At 49.8% G+C, this 20,819-nt stretch carries 21 protein-coding genes; 8 read left to right on the top strand and 13 right to left on the bottom strand.

All coding sequences use genetic code 11. The annotated features are described in order from the left end of the window. Positions 1-123: 123 nt before the first annotated feature. The 4 genes from M0L20_RS26880 to M0L20_RS26865 all read right to left on the bottom strand — a co-directional run bounded on the left by M0L20_RS26880 (position 124) and on the right by M0L20_RS26865 (position 6,457). The gene (locus M0L20_RS26880) at positions 124-1,560 is read right to left on the bottom strand and encodes a TolC family protein (protein WP_232563693.1); all 1,437 of its coding nucleotides are present in this window, start codon (positions 1,558-1,560) and stop codon (positions 124-126) included. Positions 1,561-1,563: 3 nt separating this feature from the next. After that, positions 1,564-4,737 carry an efflux RND transporter permease subunit gene (locus tag M0L20_RS26875; protein WP_248480303.1) on the bottom strand — a complete coding sequence of 1,058 codons (3,174 nt, stop codon included), beginning with the start codon at positions 4,735-4,737 and terminating at the stop codon, positions 1,564-1,566. 12 nt (positions 4,738-4,749) lie between these two features. Further along, positions 4,750-5,907 (bottom strand): efflux RND transporter periplasmic adaptor subunit, encoded by a 1,158-nt coding sequence (locus M0L20_RS26870; protein WP_232563691.1) that lies wholly within the window; start codon positions 5,905-5,907, stop codon positions 4,750-4,752. A gap of 274 nt (positions 5,908-6,181) precedes the next feature. Then, a complete protein-coding gene (locus M0L20_RS26865) occupies positions 6,182-6,457 on the bottom strand; it encodes an ArsR/SmtB family transcription factor (RefSeq protein ID WP_232563690.1) in 276 nt (91 codons plus the stop codon). A 274-nt stretch (positions 6,458-6,731) separates the two neighbouring features. On the opposite strand from M0L20_RS26865, the gene M0L20_RS26860 reads away from it, so the two are divergent. Continuing rightward, positions 6,732-8,132: a nitrilase-related carbon-nitrogen hydrolase gene (locus tag M0L20_RS26860; protein ID WP_248480301.1), complete on the top strand. Its 1,401-nt coding sequence runs from the start codon at positions 6,732-6,734 to the stop codon at positions 8,130-8,132. A 220-nt stretch (positions 8,133-8,352) separates the two neighbouring features. Here M0L20_RS26860 and M0L20_RS26855 read toward each other — a convergent pair whose 3' ends face one another. Beyond that, a complete protein-coding gene (locus M0L20_RS26855; protein ID WP_232563688.1) occupies positions 8,353-8,709 on the bottom strand; it encodes a winged helix-turn-helix transcriptional regulator in 357 nt (118 codons plus the stop codon). Between the two features lie 98 nt (positions 8,710-8,807). Here M0L20_RS26855 and M0L20_RS26850 point away from each other — a divergent pair, with 98 nt between their 5' ends. Next, positions 8,808-9,719 (top strand): NmrA family NAD(P)-binding protein, encoded by a 912-nt coding sequence (locus M0L20_RS26850; protein WP_248480299.1) that lies wholly within the window; start codon positions 8,808-8,810, stop codon positions 9,717-9,719. A gap of 402 nt (positions 9,720-10,121) precedes the next feature. Further along, on the top strand, positions 10,122-10,646 hold the full coding sequence (locus M0L20_RS26845) for an ElyC/SanA/YdcF family protein (protein ID WP_248480297.1): 525 nt from the start codon (positions 10,122-10,124) through the stop codon (positions 10,644-10,646). A 352-nt stretch (positions 10,647-10,998) separates the two neighbouring features. Here the strand turns inward: M0L20_RS26845 and M0L20_RS26840 are convergent, their stop codons facing one another. Then, positions 10,999-11,529 carry a helix-turn-helix domain-containing protein gene (locus tag M0L20_RS26840; protein ID WP_248480295.1) on the bottom strand — a complete coding sequence of 177 codons (531 nt, stop codon included), beginning with the start codon at positions 11,527-11,529 and terminating at the stop codon, positions 10,999-11,001. Between the two features lie 546 nt (positions 11,530-12,075). Here M0L20_RS26840 and M0L20_RS26835 point away from each other — a divergent pair. Further along, positions 12,076-12,972: a bestrophin family protein gene (locus M0L20_RS26835; RefSeq protein WP_232563684.1), complete on the top strand. Its 897-nt coding sequence runs from the start codon at positions 12,076-12,078 to the stop codon at positions 12,970-12,972. A 31-nt stretch (positions 12,973-13,003) separates the two neighbouring features. On the opposite strand, the gene M0L20_RS26830 is transcribed toward M0L20_RS26835, so the two are convergent. The 7 genes from M0L20_RS26830 to M0L20_RS26800 form a co-directional block, all read right to left on the bottom strand. Continuing rightward, positions 13,004-13,879: a transglutaminase family protein gene (locus M0L20_RS26830; protein WP_232563683.1), complete on the bottom strand. Its 876-nt coding sequence runs from the start codon at positions 13,877-13,879 to the stop codon at positions 13,004-13,006. Between the two features lie 79 nt (positions 13,880-13,958). Beyond that, complete coding sequence (locus M0L20_RS26825) at positions 13,959-14,168, bottom strand: hypothetical protein (RefSeq protein WP_232563682.1); 210 nt, start codon at positions 14,166-14,168, stop codon at positions 13,959-13,961. A 107-nt stretch (positions 14,169-14,275) separates the two neighbouring features. Continuing rightward, positions 14,276-14,461: a hypothetical protein gene (locus M0L20_RS26820; protein WP_232563681.1), complete on the bottom strand. Its 186-nt coding sequence runs from the start codon at positions 14,459-14,461 to the stop codon at positions 14,276-14,278. 567 nt (positions 14,462-15,028) lie between these two features. Beyond that, positions 15,029-16,099 (bottom strand): 3-oxoacyl-ACP synthase III family protein, encoded by a 1,071-nt coding sequence (locus M0L20_RS26815; RefSeq protein WP_232563680.1) that lies wholly within the window; start codon positions 16,097-16,099, stop codon positions 15,029-15,031. A gap of 102 nt (positions 16,100-16,201) precedes the next feature. After that, on the bottom strand, positions 16,202-16,576 hold the full coding sequence (locus tag M0L20_RS26810) for a response regulator (protein ID WP_232563679.1): 375 nt from the start codon (positions 16,574-16,576) through the stop codon (positions 16,202-16,204). A gap of 504 nt (positions 16,577-17,080) precedes the next feature. Beyond that, positions 17,081-17,293 carry a hypothetical protein gene (locus tag M0L20_RS26805; RefSeq protein ID WP_232563677.1) on the bottom strand — a complete coding sequence of 71 codons (213 nt, stop codon included), beginning with the start codon at positions 17,291-17,293 and terminating at the stop codon, positions 17,081-17,083. A 495-nt stretch (positions 17,294-17,788) separates the two neighbouring features. Further along, positions 17,789-17,938 carry a hypothetical protein gene (locus M0L20_RS26800; RefSeq protein WP_232563676.1) on the bottom strand — a complete coding sequence of 50 codons (150 nt, stop codon included), beginning with the start codon at positions 17,936-17,938 and terminating at the stop codon, positions 17,789-17,791. Between the two features lie 404 nt (positions 17,939-18,342). On the opposite strand from M0L20_RS26800, the gene M0L20_RS26795 reads away from it, so the two are divergent. The 4 genes from M0L20_RS26795 to M0L20_RS26780 all read left to right on the top strand — a co-directional run bounded on the left by M0L20_RS26795 (position 18,343) and on the right by M0L20_RS26780 (position 20,606). After that, positions 18,343-18,690: a hypothetical protein gene (locus M0L20_RS26795; RefSeq protein WP_232563675.1), complete on the top strand. Its 348-nt coding sequence runs from the start codon at positions 18,343-18,345 to the stop codon at positions 18,688-18,690. A gap of 547 nt (positions 18,691-19,237) precedes the next feature. Beyond that, positions 19,238-19,471: a hypothetical protein gene (locus M0L20_RS26790; RefSeq protein ID WP_232563674.1), complete on the top strand. Its 234-nt coding sequence runs from the start codon at positions 19,238-19,240 to the stop codon at positions 19,469-19,471. Between the two features lie 304 nt (positions 19,472-19,775). Further along, the gene (locus tag M0L20_RS26785; RefSeq protein ID WP_232563673.1) at positions 19,776-19,934 is read left to right on the top strand and encodes a hypothetical protein; all 159 of its coding nucleotides are present in this window, start codon (positions 19,776-19,778) and stop codon (positions 19,932-19,934) included. A 501-nt stretch (positions 19,935-20,435) separates the two neighbouring features. Then, complete coding sequence (locus M0L20_RS26780; RefSeq protein ID WP_232563672.1) at positions 20,436-20,606, top strand: hypothetical protein; 171 nt, start codon at positions 20,436-20,438, stop codon at positions 20,604-20,606. The last annotated feature ends 213 nt before the right edge of the window (positions 20,607-20,819 follow it).

Raw genomic sequence — 20,819 nt, 5'->3', positions numbered from 1 at the left:
TTGGTTTTAAGGTAGGCGCATTTGACTTTTCGGGCAACTACCGATGGCCCTGCTTAGGTCGGCTACGCCATACAACCCATTCGTGTAAGGATATTCCGGTCTGCTTGACGCGAGGCCGTTTAGCTACTGCCAGCCGCCACCCACGGCTCGGTACAGCTCCACGTTCGCTTCCAACTGGGTACGTTTCAGCGAAGCCAGTTCCAGTTCACTTTGCAGCGCATTACTTTGAGCCGTCAAGACTTCCAGGTAGGTAGCCAGGCCACTACGGAATAAGAGATTGGCATTGCTGGTGGCCTGGCGCAGGGCGCGGACACGGTCCGACGCTAAAGCTTGCTGGGTCTGCGTTTTGGTGATTTGACTCAACGCATTGGATACTTCGCCCACGGCAACCAGTACCTGCTGACGAAATTGAATGACCGTCCGCTCCCGGTCAATCCGGCTGAGCTCATACTGGGTGCGCAGCGCCCGGCGCTGGAGCAGCGGTTGGGTGATCCCCCCGGTCGCCAGCCCGAACAGGGAGGCCGGGATGCTGAACCAGTTACTGGCTTGGAAGGCGTTAAGCCCCCCCTGGGTCGTGATGGCCAGCGTCGGGTAAAGCTGCGCTTTGGTATACCCCACAGCTGCATTGGCTCGTTCCAGCGCCAGTTCGGCACTGCGTACATCGGGCCGCTGGCTCAAGAGCGCCGAGGGTACCCCAGCCGCGGCTATCATCGGCACCTCCATCGCCAGCAGGTTACCCGAGCGCCGGACATCGCCCGGCAACCGTCCCACCAGTGTGCTCAGGGCATGTTCCTGCACGGTAATGGCCTGCTCATAAGCCGGAATCAAACCAGCCGCGGTCAGCCGCTGGGCCTCGATCTGCTGGACGGCCAGGGACGTCACCTGGCCGGCGGTAAATTGAAGTTGAGTAATCGCTAATGTACTGTCCGTAAGCGCCGCATTACGCCGGGCTACGGCTAGTTGGGTGTCCAGCATCAGCAGGTTATAATACCCTTCTGCTACCTGGGCCACTACCTGGGTTTGCACCGCTTTGCGGGCCTCCTGGCTTTGCAGGTAAGCCGCCAGGGCCTCTGCCTTGCGGCTGCGTATTTTGCCCCAAATGTCGGCTTCCCAGCTCACGACCGCGGCCAGATTGTAGTCTTCGAGGTGATTGACCCCCAGGAACTGACGGTAAGAAATGCCGTTCAGACTGTTGGCTGAGGGCCGGTTGGTGGTCACGCCAGCCTGCAGGGTCACGGCCGGCACATTGCCCAACCGCGCTTGCCGGAGAGCAACCTGCGCAGACGTAATGTTTTGGATGGCTAGCTGTAGGTCGTTGTTGCGCACCGTAGCGCTATCCAGCAGTTGTTGCAGGGCTGGCTCGGTGAAGAAGCTCCGCCACGGCAAGCCTGCCACGGAACTCGTATCGGCGTTGGGAGCCGTGCGGTAGGTAGCGGGTAGCCCCAGCGTCGGCATCGGCACGTCTTTCGACACTTTGCAGGCCGAAACCAGTAGCAGGCAAGCCAGCCCTAGGAGCCCTAGGGTGGGGCGGTGCCAGCGCGTTTTTTGGGTAGTCGTCATGGATTAGTTAATCGGTTCGGGTTCGGGTACCGGGGTCGGGTGAGCCGTGACCGGGTGAGAAGTACCGCTAATTCGCTCATGCAGGCGTTGAAAAATCACGAATAGCACCGGGATGAGAAACAGGCCAAGCAAAACGCCCGTGACCATGCCCCCGGCCGCGCCGATGCTGATCGAATGGTTGCCCTGCGCCGATGGGCCTTGTACGTTCATCATGGGCAGCATCCCCGCCACGAAGGCCAGCGAGGTCATCAGGATGGGCCGCAGGCGCGAGGCCGAGGCATTGAGCGCGGCCTGCACCAACGGTTCGCCCGCGTGGCGACGCTGCAAGGCAAATTCCACAATCAGGATGGCGTTCTTGGCCAGCAGGCCAATGAGCATAATCAGGGCCACCTGCACGTAGATGTTGTTGGTAATGCCCGCAAGACCAATGGCCGCGAACACCCCCAAAATGCCCGTCGGCAGCGAGAGTAGCACCGCAAAGGGCAGAATGTAGCTCTCGTACTGGGCCGCCAGCAGGAAGTACACAAACACAATACACATCAAAAAGACGACGGTTGACTGGTTGCCCGAGGAGATTTCCTCGCGGGTCAGGCCCGAAAACTCGTAGGTGTAGCCCGCGGGTAAGTACGTCTCGGCCACCCGTTCCACGGCCTTAATGGCATCGCCGGAGCTGTAGCCCGGCTTTGGGGTCGCGTTGATGGTCAGCGCGTTGAAGAGGTTGTAGCGCGAGGCCGTTTCTGGGCCGAACACCCGCTTGAAACGCACCAGCGTAGCCAGGGGCACCATCTCGCCCCGGTTGTTTTTCACGAACGCGCCGTTGAGGGCCGTCAGGTCGGCGCGACTGGCCTTGTCGGCCTGCACCACCACCCGGTAGTACTTGCCAAAGCGGTTGAAGTCGGTGGCCTGGGCGCTGCCGAAGTAAGCCTGCATGGTTTGCAGCGCATCTTTCACGCCTACGCCCAGCTGGGCGGCTTTTACTTCGTCTACTTCTGCTTCCAGTTGCGGGTAGTCAGCCCGGAACGAGGTAAAGGCCACGCCAATAGCCGGCTGCTTCATCAGCTCGCCGATAAAGGCCTGCCCGACCTGGCCCAGCTTGGGCAACTCACCGCCGGTGCGGTCCTGCAACACCACTTCCAGGCCTTCTACGTTGCCGAAGCCCGGCACGGTAGGCGTAGTAAATACAAAGATGTCCGCCCCCTTAATGGTGGTCATTTTCTCGCGTATAATGGCCATGATGCCCTCAATGTCCTTTTCCGCCCCGCGGTCTTTAATGGGCCGCAGGCGCGCAAATAGCGTGATGGACGAGGGGCTGTTGGCCGACGCCAGGATGTTGAAGCCGGCCATCATGTTGATGACCTCAATAGCCGGCAGAGGGATTAACTGCGCTTCGATTTGCTGGGCAATCTGCTCGGTGCGGTGCAGCGATGCACCAGCCGGCAGGGTCACGGCCACGGCCACGAAGCTCTGGTCTTCATTCGGAATAAAGCCGGAAGGCGTGCGCTTGGCCAGCCAGCCGGTGAGGGCTATAACCAGCACCAGGCCGCTGAGGCCCACCCACTTGTGGCGCACCAGAAACTTAATGCTGCCCACGTAGCGGGCAGTCAGCCGCTCGAAGCTACGGTTGAAGCCCGCAAAAAAGCGGGTTTTAACCGTGCTCGGTGCCGCGTGCTCGTGCGGGGTGTGCCTGAGGAACAGGGCTGCCAGCGCGGGGCTCAACGTTAAGGCGTTGACGGCCGAAATAAGGATGGCAATGGCCATTGTGAAGGCAAACTGGCGGTAGAATACCCCCGTCGGGCCATCCAGCAAGCCCACCGGCAGAAACACGGCTGCCATGACCAGGGTAATAGAAATAATGGCCCCGGTAATCTCCTGCATGGCCTTCCTGGTAGCTGTTTTTACCGAGTGGGTGCCTTCCTCCAGCTTACTGTGCACGGCCTCCACCACCACAATGGCGTCATCGACCACGATGCCGATGGCCAGCACCAGGGCAAAGAGCGTCAGCAGGTTGATGGTAAAGCCCACCAGCTGCATGAAGAAGAACGTGCCCACGATGGCCACCGGCACGGCAATGGCGGGAATGAGCGTCGAGCGAAAATCCTGTAAGAAGAGGAACACGACGATAAACACCAGGACAAAGGCCTCCAGGAGCGTGTGCTCAACCTGCTCGATGGACAAGTCCAGCGCTTCCTTGGTACTGAGCAGGGTTAGCTGCCTGACCCCTTTCGGCAGGTCCTTTTCCAGCTTCTTCATGACCTTGCCCGCGGCAATTTGCACCTCGTTGGCGTTGGAGCCCGCCGACTGGAAGATGGCCACGTTCATACCGGGCTTGCCCGAAATCCGCACGGAGGTGTTGTAGGTCGTCGAGCCAAATTCTACCCGCGCCACGTCCTTAAGGCGCAGCATTGAGCCGTCGGCGTTGGCCCGAATAATCATGTTTTCGTAGTCCGTGGGCTTGTTGCGCTTGCCCTTGTATTTGATGACGTACTCAAATGATTCTTGGCTGCTCTCGCCCAGGCGGCCGGGGGCGGCCTCCAGGTTTTTGTCCTGAATGGCGGCCATCACCTCGGCCGGCGTGAGACCGTAGCTAGCCAGCTGGGCCGGGTTCAGCCAGACGCGCATGGCGTAGGCCTTGTTGCCCCCGAATACGGCGGCTGAGCCCACGCCCGGAATGCGTTTGAGCTCTGGTATCAGGTTGATTTGCGCGTAGTTGTCCAGGAAGGTCTGATCGTACTTCTTGGGGTCATCCGAGTAGAGCTCCACAATCATCGCCAGGCTATTCTGCTGCTTGGCCACCGTTACGCCCTGCTGCACCACCTCACTGGGCAGCTGGCTGGTGGCCTGGGCCACCCGGTTCTGCACGTTCACGGCAGCCTGGTCGGGATCGGTACCTAGGGTGAAGCTCACCTGAATGACAAGCGTGCCATCGTTGCTGGCCGTCGACTTCAGGTACATCATGTTCTCGACGCCGTTAATGGCTTCTTCCAGCGAGGGCGCCACCGAGCGCAGCAGCGTTTCGGCGTTGGCGCCGGGGTAGAGCGCCGTGACCTGCACCGTGGGGGGCGCAATGTCGGGGAACTGCTGAATCGGCAGCTTCCACAAGGCCAGCGCTCCCACAATCACCAGCAAGATGGAGATGACGGTGGCCAGCACGGGCCGTTCAATGAATACGGTAAACATGAGGGGAAACGATTAATTCTGAACAGATTGGACGGCTACCCTGCCCGCCACGGCGGCATTGGGTTTAGGCCCCTGAGTCGGTTGGATGAGTTGACCTTCCTGCAAGTGGTCAATGCCTTGCAGCACGATGCGGTCGCCGTCTTTTACGCCCTCGCTCACCAGGTAGTTGGCCCCGCTCTTGCCCTGAATGGTGATGGCTTGGCGGCTGACGCGGTTGCTGTCGCCCACCGCGTACACAAATACGCGGTCCTGCAGCTCTACGGTGGCGGCAGTGGGTACCAGCAGCACGTTGGGGTGCGCCAGGGCCAGCCGAATGGTGCCCGTGTTGCCCGAGCGCAGCAGTCCATTGGCGTTGGGGAAGGTGGCGCGCAGCGTCACGGCCCCCGTCGTCTTATCAAACTGCCCGTCCACCATATCTACTTTCCCCCGTACCGGGAACATGCTTTGGTCAGCCAGTACCAGGGCCACCGGGGGCACGTGGGCCAGCTTTTGGGGAAGTGTTTGCCCGGCGTATTGTTTGCGAAAGGAGAGAAAATCATCTTCTCCCAGCGAGAAGTAGGTGTGTATTTGGTGTACGTCAGAGAGCTGGGTTAGGGCTTGGGCATCAGTAGGTCCTATCAGGCTGCCCTGCTTGATTAGCAAGCGCCCCAGGTAGCCGCTAACGGGGGCTTTAATGAGTGTATAACCCAGGTTGATGCGGGCGCTACTGACCTCGGCTTCGGCGCGCTGCAGGTTGGCCTTTGCCACCGTCAGGGCCGCCTGTGCCGTTTTTAGCTGAATATCGGAGACGACTTTATTCTGCACCAGGGGCGCAAATTTATCGACCTCCAATTGGGCACTAACCAGAGCGCCTTCTGCTGCATATTGGGCGGCCAGCGCCGTATTCAACCGCTCTCGGTAGGGGGCATCGTTGATCTTGAACAGGGGCTGTCCCTGCCGCACGGCGGCTCCTTCGTCGACCAGAATACGGTCGAGTATTCCGGCGATCTGAGGCCTGATTTCGACATTAACGATCCCTTCAATGGCCACAGGATAGTCCTGATAGGTAGTTTGGGTGCTGGTTTGCACGGTGGCTACGGGTAAAGCCGGGGGCGCTGCCTGCTCGGAAGTTGGCTGCTCGGCGCAACTGGCTAGCAAACAGCAGCCAGCCAGCAATGTGCCTAGTTTCATAAGCCAGGGCTCACGCAGTTGGCTTGGCAAATGTGGTTGTCCGGATTTGCCGGGGTGAACCGGTGACGGTGTTAGTAAATTAAACACATTAATAGATAATTATACACTTATGTAATTGAACAAAGAAGCTTGGATTGGCTCGCAACGGACTGTATTCGCTAAAAGGCCTTCTTAACGTGTGCTTAATGAATGAGTCAATAAATACATACACATATAATTAAGTGTTTATGTATTTAGTAACAGAAAACCATTATCGTCTTCCGGTCAGCATAGCCTAGGTTATTTTTAAGGACTGTAGGAAACTTTCCAACTCCTGCAGCTTAGCTGGATTAATCGATATAAATTTATTACGGCCTTCCTTATGCGACTCGATCAAACCGGCATCCGAAAGCGCTTTCAAATGTTGGGACATAGACGGTTGGCTGATCGGAACGGCCTCAAACAAATCGGCACACCCCCGGTTTGTCCCTTTGGCAATTTCCTTGAGGAGCTGCAGGCGGTGCGGATCGCTGAGGGATTTAGCCATTTTAACGAGGGATTTGGTATCCATTATCGGTCAAAGATTTAATACATGCGCATTGGCTTATGTATTCTCAACCGGTTCAGCGCTGAGTTGGTTCCCGTTTGTAGCGCTAACTCAGCGTTGAACCGACTAGTTACCCCTGGACGCGTTATAAAATTAATTTACGTCAGGTCCAGGTATAGGTAAACTCATAAATGCCCAGTGAATTATACAAACGAATAATAAACGTGCCTTGGGACACCTTTGGATAAAGCTCAATAAACAAACTATTTGTGCCGCTCTGCTTCTGGCAACTTCTGCTTTGGCATGGTACTTTGGTAACGCCCTGACCGGAAACTATTGGTATCTGGTCTGGCTAGCGCCGACTCCTCTTTTAGGTCTGGCATACTACCGCTCCCCAAGAACCAGTTTTTGGTTGGCTTTCGCAGCCTGTTTACTGGGAAGACTGAGTTGGCTAACTTATTTACAAACCGTCGTTTCGATCATTCCGGCCCTGCTGCTTACTCTGGCACTGGCCTATGTATTTGCCCGCATCATTGTTTGGTCAACTACCATCACCCACCATCTTGATTCCTGGTACACTGTTTTCACCTACCCGGTCTTAATGACTAGCTTCGAATACTTGGTCGGGACGTTTTCACCCGACGGAACGGCGACCAGCATAGCCTATACCCAAGCGGATATGGTACCGCTGATTCAGATTGCATCGGTAACAGGTAGTTTGGGCATTACGTTTTTGGTCAGCTTTTTCCCCGCCCTAGTCGCCCTGGGTTGTTGGGCTTATCAACGAAACCGGCACTGGATTTCCTACTTAGTGAGTAGTGCCTTCTTGGTGTATGGCCTGTCGTTTCTCTATAGTTGGTATCGTATCAGTGGCCAAAAGCCTTTATCGGGCTTCAAAGTGGGATTAGTGGCCTTGGAAGAGAGTAGACATCACAAAGCCCAGCAGGCTACTGCTGGCCAACTTAAGCGTCTTCTTGATGATTATTCACAAGCTATTTCGTCAGCTGTCGCACAAGGCGCAACCGTTGTTGTGCTTCCAGAAACGGCTATCCGATTAAGCCTAGACACGTATCAACCAGTCATAGCTTCCCTCAAGCGGACTGCCCACCGTTATGAGGTCGATCTGGTGGATGGACTCGCTGATTTCAGTCAACCCCAGGCCCGCAATTCGGCATTGGTTATTAATGGGAAGGGGGAAATCGTCGCTGACTATACTAAAAACCATCTGGTGAGAGGCTTTGAGGGTCACTTCACCGCCGGTGACCAAGTAGGCCTGTTTAAGCTGGCTGGTCAGAAAGCGGGTGTTGCTATTTGTAAAGACCTTGATTTTCCTGGCACGATGCGCCGGTACGGCAACGAGCCGATTACTAGCTTATTTGTACCCGCCAATGATTTTGTCGTTGACGCTTGGCTGCATTCCCGCATGGCGTTAGTACGGGGAGTTGAAAATGGCTTCTCCCTGGTAAGAACCGCCCGGCAAGGCCGTCTGTTGGTTAGCGATGGGTTAGGTCATGTTTTATACGAAGCCAATACCTCAGCCGGTAACAAAGCGGTTTTGATCGGCAGCATACCCGCTTCTCCAATAAGCAGTTTCTATACCAAGACTGGGAACTGGTTTGGTCTAGTTAATCTATTGTTGGCTGCTTACTGGCTCTGGCGGACAAGGGTTGTCAGGAAATCCATACTGGCTTTGAGCTGATCAGTTATACGGCAGTGGTAAGAAGCGGCTGTCCATTTTCCTTTCAAAGTTCTCAATTCTCATTTAAACGCTCCTGATAGAGGCAACGAAGCGTTCATGTGACTGATCTGGAAATGGGAAAGAAGTGCCTGCAACCTACATTTATTACTGCTTTGCTACGTATCGCAACATCAGCCCGAGTGTAAAGCGCTCATGAAATTAAACAGCGCTACGCCGAACGTTAATCGCTACCAACAATTTTCTCCCGGTGTCTTTCCCCCCACTTACACATGGTTGTAACTACATCCGACAGGGTCTTACTATAGTCAGTAAGCGCATAATCAACCGTAACAGGTTTGGTATGGCAAACCGTGCGGCTGATCAGTCCATTCATTTCTAGTTCTTGTAGCTCTTTCGACAAAATTCGAGGACTAATACCAACCTCTCTCGAGAGTTGATTGAACCTCTTTTTCCCATCGATAAGAACAAATATCAAGACTAATTTCCATTTACCTCCGACTACATCCAAGGTATCCTGTATGGATAATCTTGCCTTTTTGTACGGCGTTTCCGTCTGATTTTCTGAAGCCCCTCTCACCCTAGTATCCTTTATGTAACTACTATCCTTTGTGTAACAGGTTGCAAATGTATAGTATTGGCTCGCTAGTTTTGTCCTATAAGTCAACCTTTACTGTTATGAAAAATAATCCTGCCTCAACTGGTAGCGGAAGTGAAAAAGCCAACGTATTGATTATTGGTGCTACGGGGCGAGTAGGGTCACAGGTTGTTGAAGAACTCGACAGGAATAGTGATTCGATTACCGTCCGTCTTTCTACAACTGATCAGAAAAAAGCCAATCAATGGCAGCAGCAAGGTTGGGATTCAGTAGTTCTGGACTTGGACAAACCGGAAACTTTTGCCGATGCGCTGGATGGTATTGACAGAATATTTCTGTTGACTGGTTATACCGTAGACATGCTTCGTCAAAGCAAACTGCTAGTCGATGCTGCCTCAAAAGCGGGCGTGAGTCATATCGTTCATCTGGGCGTATTTACTTCCCGTCACGACCTAATCCCTCACTTCATGTGGCACGATATGGTTGAAACATACATCGAAGCCAGTGGAATGGCCTGGACGCATCTTCATCCGAACGTGATTGCAGATACTTCATTAGCGGTAGATCCACCTATCACCGAAATAGGTTCGTTCACAGTCTATTGGGGTGATGCGCCACAAGGATGGGTCTTTGCGTCAGATATTGCCGCTGTAGCCGCTACAGTGTTGCGTGAAGGCCCCAAAAAACACGGCGGAGCCAACTACTATTTAAGTACTGAAGTATTGACCGGACCTCAAGTAGCGGCTATCCTGTCAAAAGCATCTGGAAAAGAAATTACCTGCAATGTTCTCAATCCAGACGACCAGAAAGCGATAATTGAGCAAATTCCATCTGTATTGGTAAAAGCGTATATGGAAAGCGCTTACATAACGATGCAATTAGCAAAAAGTGGACAAATGGAAGCGCAGACAATTGTCAAAGACGACGTTTTAACGGTCGTAGGTCGCCCTGGTTTGACGATGGAAGAATGGGCACGGCTGAACCTTGTTTAGCGATTCTAAGTCAGATACTATTGTCACCTGATTTATTTTATATAAATCAGGTGACAATTATTTTTAGAGCAGTAATGATTGCATACGGCCAACTGGCGTTGCCAGGTATTCAATAATGACATCTCATAAAATGCTCCGTTATGGGACAATAATTCTTGTCTAGAATCGCTGATCGGCGACTACATTTTTATAAAATGCTAGTGTTTAGAAAAAGTAGGCCAATAGTTTACCTACCTTAGTCTTTTGCCAAAATTGAGCGGTCTACCTCCGAAAACTAGCCCCTGCCAACCCGTGAATCCTAATCGAGAGGTTCCAAGACTTCCTCAGCCACCTTCGATGAGTCAGACCCTGATTGATGAATTAACCAGTCTCTGTTTTTATCGACAAGACCTAGTAGAGCCCGTGGACTTCCTGTTCGTCTTTGGTTCCAACGTCTTCCAGCACCAGTTAGCACAACTCATTAACCAGGCAATTGAGACGACTGGGGTCAAGCTCATTCTGATCACCGGTGGTGTGGCTCGCTACAACGATCTGCGAATTGATTCAGTAGCCGAGTCCGAACGTATCTTAGCCGCCATCAAGTATAGAGATCGGACCGATCTGCGCTTCATCTTAGAAACCATATCGACTAATACCTTAGAAAATGTAGTAGAAGCCCGGAAAGCGTATAATTTTCAAGTATCCAAGCAAATGTTATTCATAGCCCATTCCTACGCTACCATGCGGTCCTATCTGTTTCATGCACAAGGCGAGATCACGGGTTGGCCATTGGTGCTACCATCTGAGGTAGAGGGGTATGGAGTTAGTCAGGCCGACTGGCATAAATCGGCGAAAGGCCGAGCCCTAATATGGGGTGAGTATTTACGCTTTGAGGCCTACGGTCGCAGGGGTGATTTTCCTATTCAAGCGGTTGAACACACTCCGTAAAATTCAGTTACTAGTAGCCTAAAAGGGGGCTGCGATTCGCTATTGTTGATGTTCCAGGAGTTTATTATGTATCGTAAAACGCTCTCAGTCTGAGATGAAACAGGTATAAAAATTAGCTGTATGCAACCCCGTTTAGAGGAGCAAAGCTACTGTAGGCACCAGTATAGCCGTTGGCTGCTACCGTAGGGCGATGAGACTAGGCTGAGTTTCTATAAAACAGGCGGGGTCGCCCCTACGATGAAACTGTTTCTGTCAGCATAAGTCATATTTGCCCCTCTTTAGCCTACTTCCTCTTCAACGGTAGCGAACTATATCAATCACTTGGCATAAAGTAATGGGTTGGATCGGCCTATTATACAGGTTCAAATGAGGTCTTTATTATTCTGATCGTTAAGGGATAGTAGTAGGATTTACCCCTGATCACCCTAACTGTATTGATTAAGACGACCAACACAGTAAATAAAGCTACTAGCTGAGGCAATCCGGCTAAAAATAAGCAGGGCAGTAAAAGGGCCAACATGCTTAGCTGAAAATTGATCACATCGGCTCCATGGTACTTAATGTCCCGATCATGCTCTTTTTCGAAAAACCAGGTCAGAAAAGCCGGCAATAAAAATAAGCCACTTAAATGCAGCCATACTAACATAGCCTTACCCTGACGGGGATTTTGCTGATCATTTCCCGATGGGTTCGAATCGATTAGCTCTGACTCCTCAATATGTAATGCTTTTGCAATTATTTTGAGTGTATAGCTACGAGGAATTACCTCTTCATTCTCGATTCGTTGAACAGTTCTCAGGTTAATGTTTGCTTCCAGGGCCAGTTCTTGTTGTGTCATTCCCTGTTTAAGCCTAATTTCTTTAATTTTTTGTCCAGTTGACATAGCGAGTTTTTTCGGCAATGTAGGTCAAATCAAGCGTTTCCTATTAACTGATCGGACGGCATTTATACGGCACTTAAGTGGCGCTTCATCGTCAGCTAGCATCTGGCTCGGTTTGTTCTGGAAATAACTGAAAATCAATAGGTATGCATATTGATTTTTCTTATTGAAATTCGTAACGGTCCCGCTCCGGCACGTTTGCCCGTTGCGATGCCTGCCGTGGTGAGCGTACCCGGATGGGTCGGAGAAGCGCTCGGAAATTTGCCGAGCGTCGGTCCGGCGATAGAGGCCAGCCACCTCTTTGTTTGGTTATGGCTAACAGTCTCACCATTACGCTCCTAGATGAGACGATGGAGTTTTCATATATATGCTTCAACAATTGGGCATTTAAAGAAACTGTGAACTAATCCGTATTTAACAGGTTAATTGTTAGGTAAAGTCGTGACTAAAACAATTTGACCTGAAACAACGAAGCTTTGTATATACTATAGCAAAGTCACTTCAAGGTTGTTTGTGCCTCCTCAATAGCTACTACCATAAAGAAGCTCAATGCTACTAAACAATAAGATTTCCATCCGTTTCTACATCCGGCATATACTAAAACAGGCCTTTTTGATTTTTTTGTTTGCCAATCTGGTTGTTATCAGTAAATGGTTTATTCCTTGGTCCTTCCAGATCCCTATCTCCATTGCGGCAATTCTGGGAACCTGTATCGCTCTCTTACTAGCTTTTCGGACCAATCAAGCTTATGATCGTTGGTGGGAGGCAAGAATAGCCTGGGGAGCTATTGTCAATGATAGCCGTAGTTTTATTCGGCAATTGCAAACCTTCCTGCCCGTGGATACTAACCACAAAACCTATCTCCATCCATTTGTTGAGCGTCAATGTGCTTGGTGTTACGTATTAGGGGATACCTTACGCAGACAGCCAGTGTCTCAGCGACTAGAGGAGTTTCTTCCTTCACAAGAAGCTAAGCAGGTTGCTGATGCGCACAACCCACCGAATATGCTGCTGGTAAAGCATGCGTTGGCAATTCGACGGCTGTATGATGAGGCATTAATTACGGATTATCAGCTGGTGCAGCTAAACGCTACGCTCACTAACTTGACAGATTCTATGGGGCGCTGTGAACGGATTAAAAATACAGTTTTCCCTCGGACCTATACCTTCAATATGCAGGTGTTCATCTACCTATTCGCGAGTATACTTCCTTTTTGTTTTGATGATCAATATTATTATTTAGATGTGCCACTAGTGACGCTCATATCAGCTGCGTTTATTTTAATCGAAAAAAGCGCGATTCAATTACAAGACCCCTTTGAGAACCAACCCACTGATACACCGGTCACCACCATCGCGCGCTCGATTGAAATTAGTCTTAAAAGTATGACGGGGTATACAATAATTCCTGAGCTACTAGTTCCTGAACGCTATTACTCCCTATGAAATAATCCCTGATCCAACGTAGACAGTCAGGTCAGGGTAAATGAACAACAGTACTTGAATAGGAAAGGGTAGCTTGTGCGCTATCTGTTGTGCCGCTAATCACAGCGGCACCTACTGGATCAGGCGAACTCGCCAGTGGAATATAGGCTTCGGTAACCACCATTCCCGAAGTGGGGTCAAGCCCTAGCCAACCCGCCCCTGGTAGGTATACCTCTGTCCAGGCGTGTAAGGCCAGCGAATCCCTAGTAGCATCAGTTGAGGTGTCGCTCAATGAATCGGACAACTCCACTAAATAACCTGAGACAAAGCGGGCTGCCAGGCCTAACTTACGGACGAGTTGCACCAATAACCAGGCGCAATCCCGGCAACTACCTGTAGAACGTCGGAGCGTTTCGTCAGCAGCCTGTACCCCAGGTTGTAGCCGTACCTGGTAGATGATGGCCTGACAAACCTGTTGAGTAAGGTTGATGAGAAAGGAAACCGTCTCTTGACGAGATTGATGGCTAATTTGCCCAATCCATTGGGTTAGATAAGCTCCATGTTCAGTAGCCCCTCGGTAGGGCGCTAAATCATGTTGGAGTGAATCAGTGTACTCGAATGGGAAAAACAAAGCATATTCATCAATTAAGAAATCGAAGGAGTTTATCGATTGAAGGTTAGCTGTCAACTGAACCTGAATCGACAGGCGAGTTACTTTTTCCAAAAAATCAACGCGGGCGATAAAATTACCAAATGGGTCTTGCTGCCAGTGCAGCACATGATTAGCTGGTTGAATCGTTAAGGAATAGTCCTCGATAACTGCCTGGCAATAAGCCGTGGGCTTCAAACGAATCAGTTGAGTTGATAGATAGACCATTCGCTCATACTGATAAAGCGTCTGGTGAGTAAGTTGGACCCAAATAGCCATTAAGAAAAGTGGCGAGAAGATGTTAACTGTGTAACTACCATATCAGCTTGGATAGGTCGGCCTTTCAGGAATCGCATGACTAGTAGTCGGCTGAAATATCGCCACTGGCGCTGATGATGAATTCGTCCTCAAAGGAAACACTTACCGCCGTAATGTCTCTGGCTTGTGGATACTGCTGTTTAAATCGTTGATTAGCCTGCTCAACACTCGTATTTAGATAAGCCCGTTTATGAGGCTTTGGTTTGATCGATGCGTAACCAGTAATAATAACTAACCAATTAGTAGCCATAGCTGATAATTTATTTGGGGGTTTAATAGTGAGCAGCAATAGGCAGGTAGGTAGTCTATTTAGGCAACTGCTAAACCTCGAATATTATATTCCTGGACTTCACCGAATTAGCGTAAATCCACCAGCAGATCTTTCCCTTGCCAGCTAACCGGAACTACACCATTAATCGTTAAGCTGTCTTTCGCCAGCCGCATTTCAGGGCCACCCCGGATAACACTCATGATGTTAATCCGTACTTTGGGAATCATGACCTGATCTATAACCCGGAAAAGGGCATCAAAATTAATTCGCATAACTAGTCTGTAAAGGAGCAAGACGATCAGAATTTATGAAAAAGTCAAAAACGGCTGATCTACAAAACGGGACTAAATGTGTAGCAGCCATAAGGCAGGCTGTTGGCTCATGAAGACTACAAAAATCTGGACCAGTAAAACCAATCCTGTTTAGGTTTGAAGTGCTCGAGAGCAGTTAACCCTGATAGGGGAAGTTGGCAGCCGAGCGTCTTTGCGCATCCAGGCATCACTTTCTACAACTGATCTAGACCGAAAAGGATTAATTATTATTTACTTCTTCTCAAAAACTCCAGCTATATAAGGAGCCATACAAGATGTATTCTAACAGATTGCGTCAATCGCAACCTTGCCCAATAAAATAAAGTACTTAGTAACTCTCCGTGATTCGTATAAAAGGCTATCGCTTCGGCGCTCCGATTTAAGTTTGATGTAAACCTTTTCGATTAACTTATGGCAGGCTATTTGACAGTTCGCCGCACCACGATGGCCCACTTTGGTAGGCGCAACCTAGGCTAGGAGAATAGCTGTAGATTAACCCTATACTACACCTAAACGCTGATCGCTTAGTTAGTACTGATAGACCACCGCGTTAATGTTCATGCCAGCTCCCACCGAGGCCAATACAATCGTGTCACCGGCTGCCAGCCGGTGATTTACCAGCTGCCCCCGCTGGAGTAAGTCCAGCAACGTAGGTAGGGTGGCTACCGAACTATTGCCCAGCCAGGAAATGGTCATGGGCATCAGGCTCAGCCGAGGCTCCGCTTGGCCGTATAACTGGAAAAGACGCTCTAAAATAGCTATGTTCATTTTTTCATTGGCTTGATGCATCAGAACCTGCTTCACATCCCCTAGCGTCATCCCGGCTTTATCCAGTGCCTGCTTGATCACCAGGGGTACATGCTGTAAGGCAAATTCATACACTTTACGTCCATTCATTTTCAGAAACAGATCGGCACTATCGGCACCAACAGGCCCATAGGATTTACCCATCTTCAGAAAGTCAACGTGCTGATGGGCATGGGTCTGGGTATGATGGGCTAACAAACCTATTGACCCATTGGATTGAGCTTCTAAGATAACCGCGCCACTCCCATCACTAAACAGTAACGAATCCCGATCCGCTGGATCAATAACCCGCGACAAGGTTTCGGTACCAATGACCAGACAGCGCCTGGCGTCGCCTGAACGAATATAGTAGTTGGCCTGGATAAGCCCTTCCAGCCAACCTGGGCACCCAAAGGCCAAATCATAGGCCACACAATTGGGGGTTTTTATAGCTAAGCGGGCTTTAATTCGAGAGGCTAGGGAAGGAACCAAGTCGACACGGTTACTGCCCTGAGCCACATCGCCAAAATTGTGCGCCACGATCAGGTAATCCAAGGTTTCCGGATCGACGCCTGCGCTGGTTAGGGCCTGGCTGGCGACCAACAAACCCAGATCTGAGGCTAGCTGGTCAGCGTGGGCGTAGCGCCGTTGCTGAATGCCGGTAATGGCTTTAAACTGAGTTAACAGCGCCACTTGCTCTTTAGGTATAGCTACGCTTTCCGGAGTAAAGAATTGGGTGCTTAAAAAAGCCTCATTAGGGATGATAGTATCCGGAATATGACTACCAGTAGCTGTAATAACAGAACGAATCATAGGGGTTGGTATTTGATGGGCAGGTGCGACTCTGGAGCCTGATGATCTATTCCATATAGATCAGGAAAACGGTATTTAAAAATTATTCGGCGCGGCACATCGCTACCAATACTCGATGATTACGGTGATCATTTTTTCCAGTTCTGGGATGGTAGCTGGTTTGATAAAAAAGCTTTGTACTGACAAACTGTAGGCATCAATGACCATTCGTTGATCGACGCCGGTGGAAAAAAACAGATTGGGTATACATTTTAATTTAAGTTGCGCATCGACATAAATTTTCTGCTGTAAGGCAAAGCCATCTACCCTTGCTAAATCGGTAGTTGCCGAAAGTTCTATCACGGCCAACTGGGTCAGCTTATTATAACGCTTGCAGGGCGATGCCAGATTGGTTTGCGAAAAACGGCTTAACCAATAAATAGGTGAGTCATCCTCAAGGTTTTTACTCTGTGATTTCCATATCTGCGCCATCCGCATATTGATAGCGTATTTCTGTTTCCACGTTTTCCATTCGAATGGATTCCCCAGTTCGTATGGTCCTATCAATCACCTTATTTATGCAGCCTACCTCATTTCCGATCTCTGAATAATAGATAAATCGTATGGGTAACTTTGTATAGGTATGCCGCTTGGAGGTGTTAAAAACAGTGAACCAATGATAGGCGACTGTACCCACGTCGTTTTTTTGCCACCTGAATGAATTGATCACTAAATCGCGCTTGGCATTGGGCCTGGCAGCTAGATCCTCGACTGCTTTTTGCTGAGACTGTCGAACTAAATTCTTGTCGAGATCATCGGCCTGGCCGACTCGCCAAATTCAGCCCAACACCGCCAAACTGCCAAGAACATATAGCGTTATCTTAAACCATTTTTTCATACAAGGGAAAACCAGGGAATGTTTTAAACAAGGCTTCTCGCAGGCGTCAGCATGCAGAGGCTGTTTCCTGATTACGTCGATTAGCAAGTAGAATCAATACGGTATCAGCCTGCCACCCCCAAGATGATATGGATACCCGACTGAATGGTCACATGCAGACTCTTTCCAACCCAGTCCTGTAGATCGACTTCCCCAGCTTCAGCCGTAGTTGGACTGGTGCCTTTACCCAGCACTGGCCCCTCTAAAATGCGAAGCGGAACCCGGCAAATAAACCCATTATTGGTCTGCGTAAACAGGTATTGGAAGATAATCGTCATGGCTGATTAGCGTAGTAGAGCCTTAAGTGCTTCTTACAGCAGGAAAGGGATTTCAGTAAATGGTCCAATCAAATTCAGGCTTTTTGTGACAAAAAAAAGCGAACTAGCCCTCAGCTGTCAATACCCCAGTATCTCTCCGTTAGGACGGATGGTAAATTCATCGTCAAAGGAAACGAGCACCACACTAACATAACGAACCCCTGGGTTTTGCTGACTGAATCGGAGCCTAGCCGTTTCCTCACTGATTGTTTAGATACACCTTTGGAACAGGCTTCGGTGAGATCGAGCTATAGCCCATAATAATGACCAGCGTGTTGGTGACCATACAAAAACGATTGGGTAAAGGAGTATACTCTTGATTGCAAAAACCACTCACAAACGCTGTTCAGCATGTATAAGCGAAGACAACAACCTGCGACCTGGATGGAGTTATGAGCAGCCATTCAAACGCGAAGATTGCCAGCAGACCATAGGTAACGTATCAAAGTGGCTTCGTTAACCCTTTTTCACTTTGGGCGATACAGTTGGCGTCGTCATCACCGTTTCGTTACGAGCGTATTTAGGCAGCACAGGCTGACCAGCTACTTTAGCGGGCTTGGTAGCCATTTTTTTAGTGTTTTTGTTCTTCTTGTCCTGATGTGCCATGAGATCGAGTTTAGGGTAGAACACGATTGATAATAAATCGCTTTATTTATTTTCAATCGCTAGTCATCAACGTAGCAGAAGCACTGGCAAACTAATTATTCATAGGCCGCTTGTCTTGACAAATAAGAATAGAGCTACTTCTAAATAACACCCTCGACTTGCAATCATTTGTCGAATCGCGCTGTTGACAACGTAACAGCGTTGCTGCGTGCGTGCTTACCGGCAGTCAAATGTCGTCACTGAATATGATTGACTCCTCAGACAAGGTTTGGCCAAAGCCGCAATTAATGGAGCATCTGGAGCAGGTAGCCTTCCTGTTCTAATCCAAGATTTTCCTGCCTTCCATGCCCTTCACGCTCCAGAGCTAGCTCTGCTGGATCGAGCTCATCAGACGAGTCAGTGATATGGTTCGACAGTCAGCCCTGGCTGGCAAGCGCATTTGTTTCACCGATGAGGTGAGCCATCAGGATCACCACCGGGACATCACCGATCTGCTAGATGCAACGCGGCAGTCTGCCCATGTCGTAGGACCGCTCTCACCGGCTCAACAGCACTTAACGTTCATTACGCCCGCTTTAAATCAGGTCAACGGAATTGGCTGGGGCCATTTTGCCAATGGTTTATTCTTCGCCTGTCCTCATCCAAACGAACGAGCTTTTTTTTGGTCGGGACCGAGTTTACTTCTACCGGCATCCCATGCGCGCTTATCTGGAGGCCGGAAATCACCTGTTTTACTTACGGAGTTAGCCTAAGCCTGCCCATGGATTGATCATCCGTAAAGCGGGAAGGGCTGTAGGCTGATAGAGCTTCGTTATCGAATGGGCATAATGGGACCTTTAGTACATTGAAGGCTGAACATTGCCCGCATATAGGTGTTTAACTGTTGATGGCATTACGGGATTAGTCCAGCCTGCCTTACTGATTCATTCGTCGACGTAGCATAGCAAGCGTCACGAATACGCTACTCCGCTCAGTCACGTTTTGACTCCGTATTTTAATGTACTTCCTGAGCGCATCATGCTCGACTTCCCAATCAGCCAGGATGCTTAGGCAATCAATTCTATCAGTCAGCTCATTCGGCTCATCCAGTGAAGAGCACTAATCGCTCGAGTTGAACTGTCCTATTCAGTCGGTACCATCTCTATTCATGAGAGATTAGGTAGACACCGTAATCTGATGTTCTCACGCTGAATTTACGCTACTGACAAATGCTTTGCCGCTGCCTTCCACGGTCCTATTGCTGATTATCGAATCATGATAAAACCCGCTCTTTCAATTCATCTTTACATTCATAAAATCATGCGAATCAATTTCAATGAACTCTTCACGGTGACCGATGCCGTTGTCATACCAAAAGTCCTGATTAATATCATGAGTATCATCCGGGGTGGTCCGGAATTACGCTTAGAAAGAGGCACCTGGACTATCAATGGTGTTGACCCGGTTAGCTGGCAGGGTAAGGATTTACTGGTAGATATACGGACGGGTAGTCAGGGCAAAGAATATTACATACGAGGCTTGGCCGTGGCCTGATTGAAAACACGTAAACATTTATGAACTTGCTAGCTTTTATCTAGTAATAGATTATTGAACTATTACTAGATAAAAGCTAGCAAGTCCAATCTCATAATTGGCTCATATATCAGAGCCGCTGTCCGTACGATCGGCCCGGTTGTTATCACTCCATTGGCTACGGCTCAAACCGGCAGTCCTGACCGAGTGCGACGAAGTGGTAACCGCTCAGGAAAGTGGCTCCTATAAGCGGCACACCTAAATCCGCCGAAATAGAGCTTGTCTATGGCAGTACATGGACTCAACTGAGATAACGAATAGCTAAATGGGCAAGCCGGGCTGGTCGAACCTAACGGTACGGTTCGACCGCATTGCGGCCTTTCGTAGCGTCAACCCCATCAAACTTGAGTTCATCATTTTACTGAATCGGATCAAGCAAAACGGTTGCATGAACGAAGATGTTGGGTTGGTCAGTCAGAACTGATATACTCAAATGCTTTACGTTCATTAAAAAGTTAACAGTTCCTAGTCGTGTTCTTCTGTTTGTCAACGTTTAATAGGCTTACATTTGGTGAGAACGTTATCTTGTTGATTGTTAATGAGTTTCAATAACCAGTAGTCCTTTTTTTGGTTTGTTGAAATATTATTCAAAATTGTAATCTTTTTAGTTGCTGGCGCGTTTATAGCTTACTACGTTGTTGCGTATGTGCTAACCGGCGGTCAAAGGCCCTGCTCATGATTGACTCCCTGGTTGCCTATTGGTTTAGAAGCTTCTCTTCTGCCCCATATCTGCTTCCCATAAAAACTCTTACCGATAGCCGTTCTCTTTTCTATCCGAATTGTTATCCCTTCCGTTACCTGGACGGGGAGTGTTTCCCGCTCGTGTATCAGTACCTGTGATTTATTAGCTTGGTTAGCTGATGAATTTTGCTGAATTCGCTCAGAAGCCAGTAAAAAATCAAGCATACTTATCCTCCCAAAGTGCATGAAAGATGCCCCAAAATTGACGGCGAAAGAACGGCAGCAAGCCGCCCGTCAAATCCTCGAAGCGAGTAAGAAACCGTATCTGGTACAAGGTCTAGCCCGTACGGTACTGTATTTAACGACTGAGCAGGCGGCCAAGCGGCAAGACCTGATTCCTCAGTTTAGTCTTTAGTCGTTTCTGCTCGCAAAACCCCTCAGGCTGACGGATCTGCAAATTATCCTGTTTGCTTCAACGAAGTAACCTGGTGTGAGCGCAATTGGATCCCATTAAAACAGACAGGTATCTGGTGAGCTTACGGATCAATGCGGTCCCAGAAACCGAGCCAACCTATCGCCAGTTTTACATGACCTTAGACCAGATGCTGACCGATTGCAGCCAGAAAAT

It is taken from the genome of Spirosoma liriopis (assembly GCF_023196085.1).
Lineage (GTDB): Bacteria > Bacteroidota > Bacteroidia > Cytophagales > Spirosomataceae > Spirosoma > Spirosoma oryzicola.
Note: the sequence above shows the minus strand (reverse complement) of the source record. Positions and strands in the feature narration are given on the sequence as shown.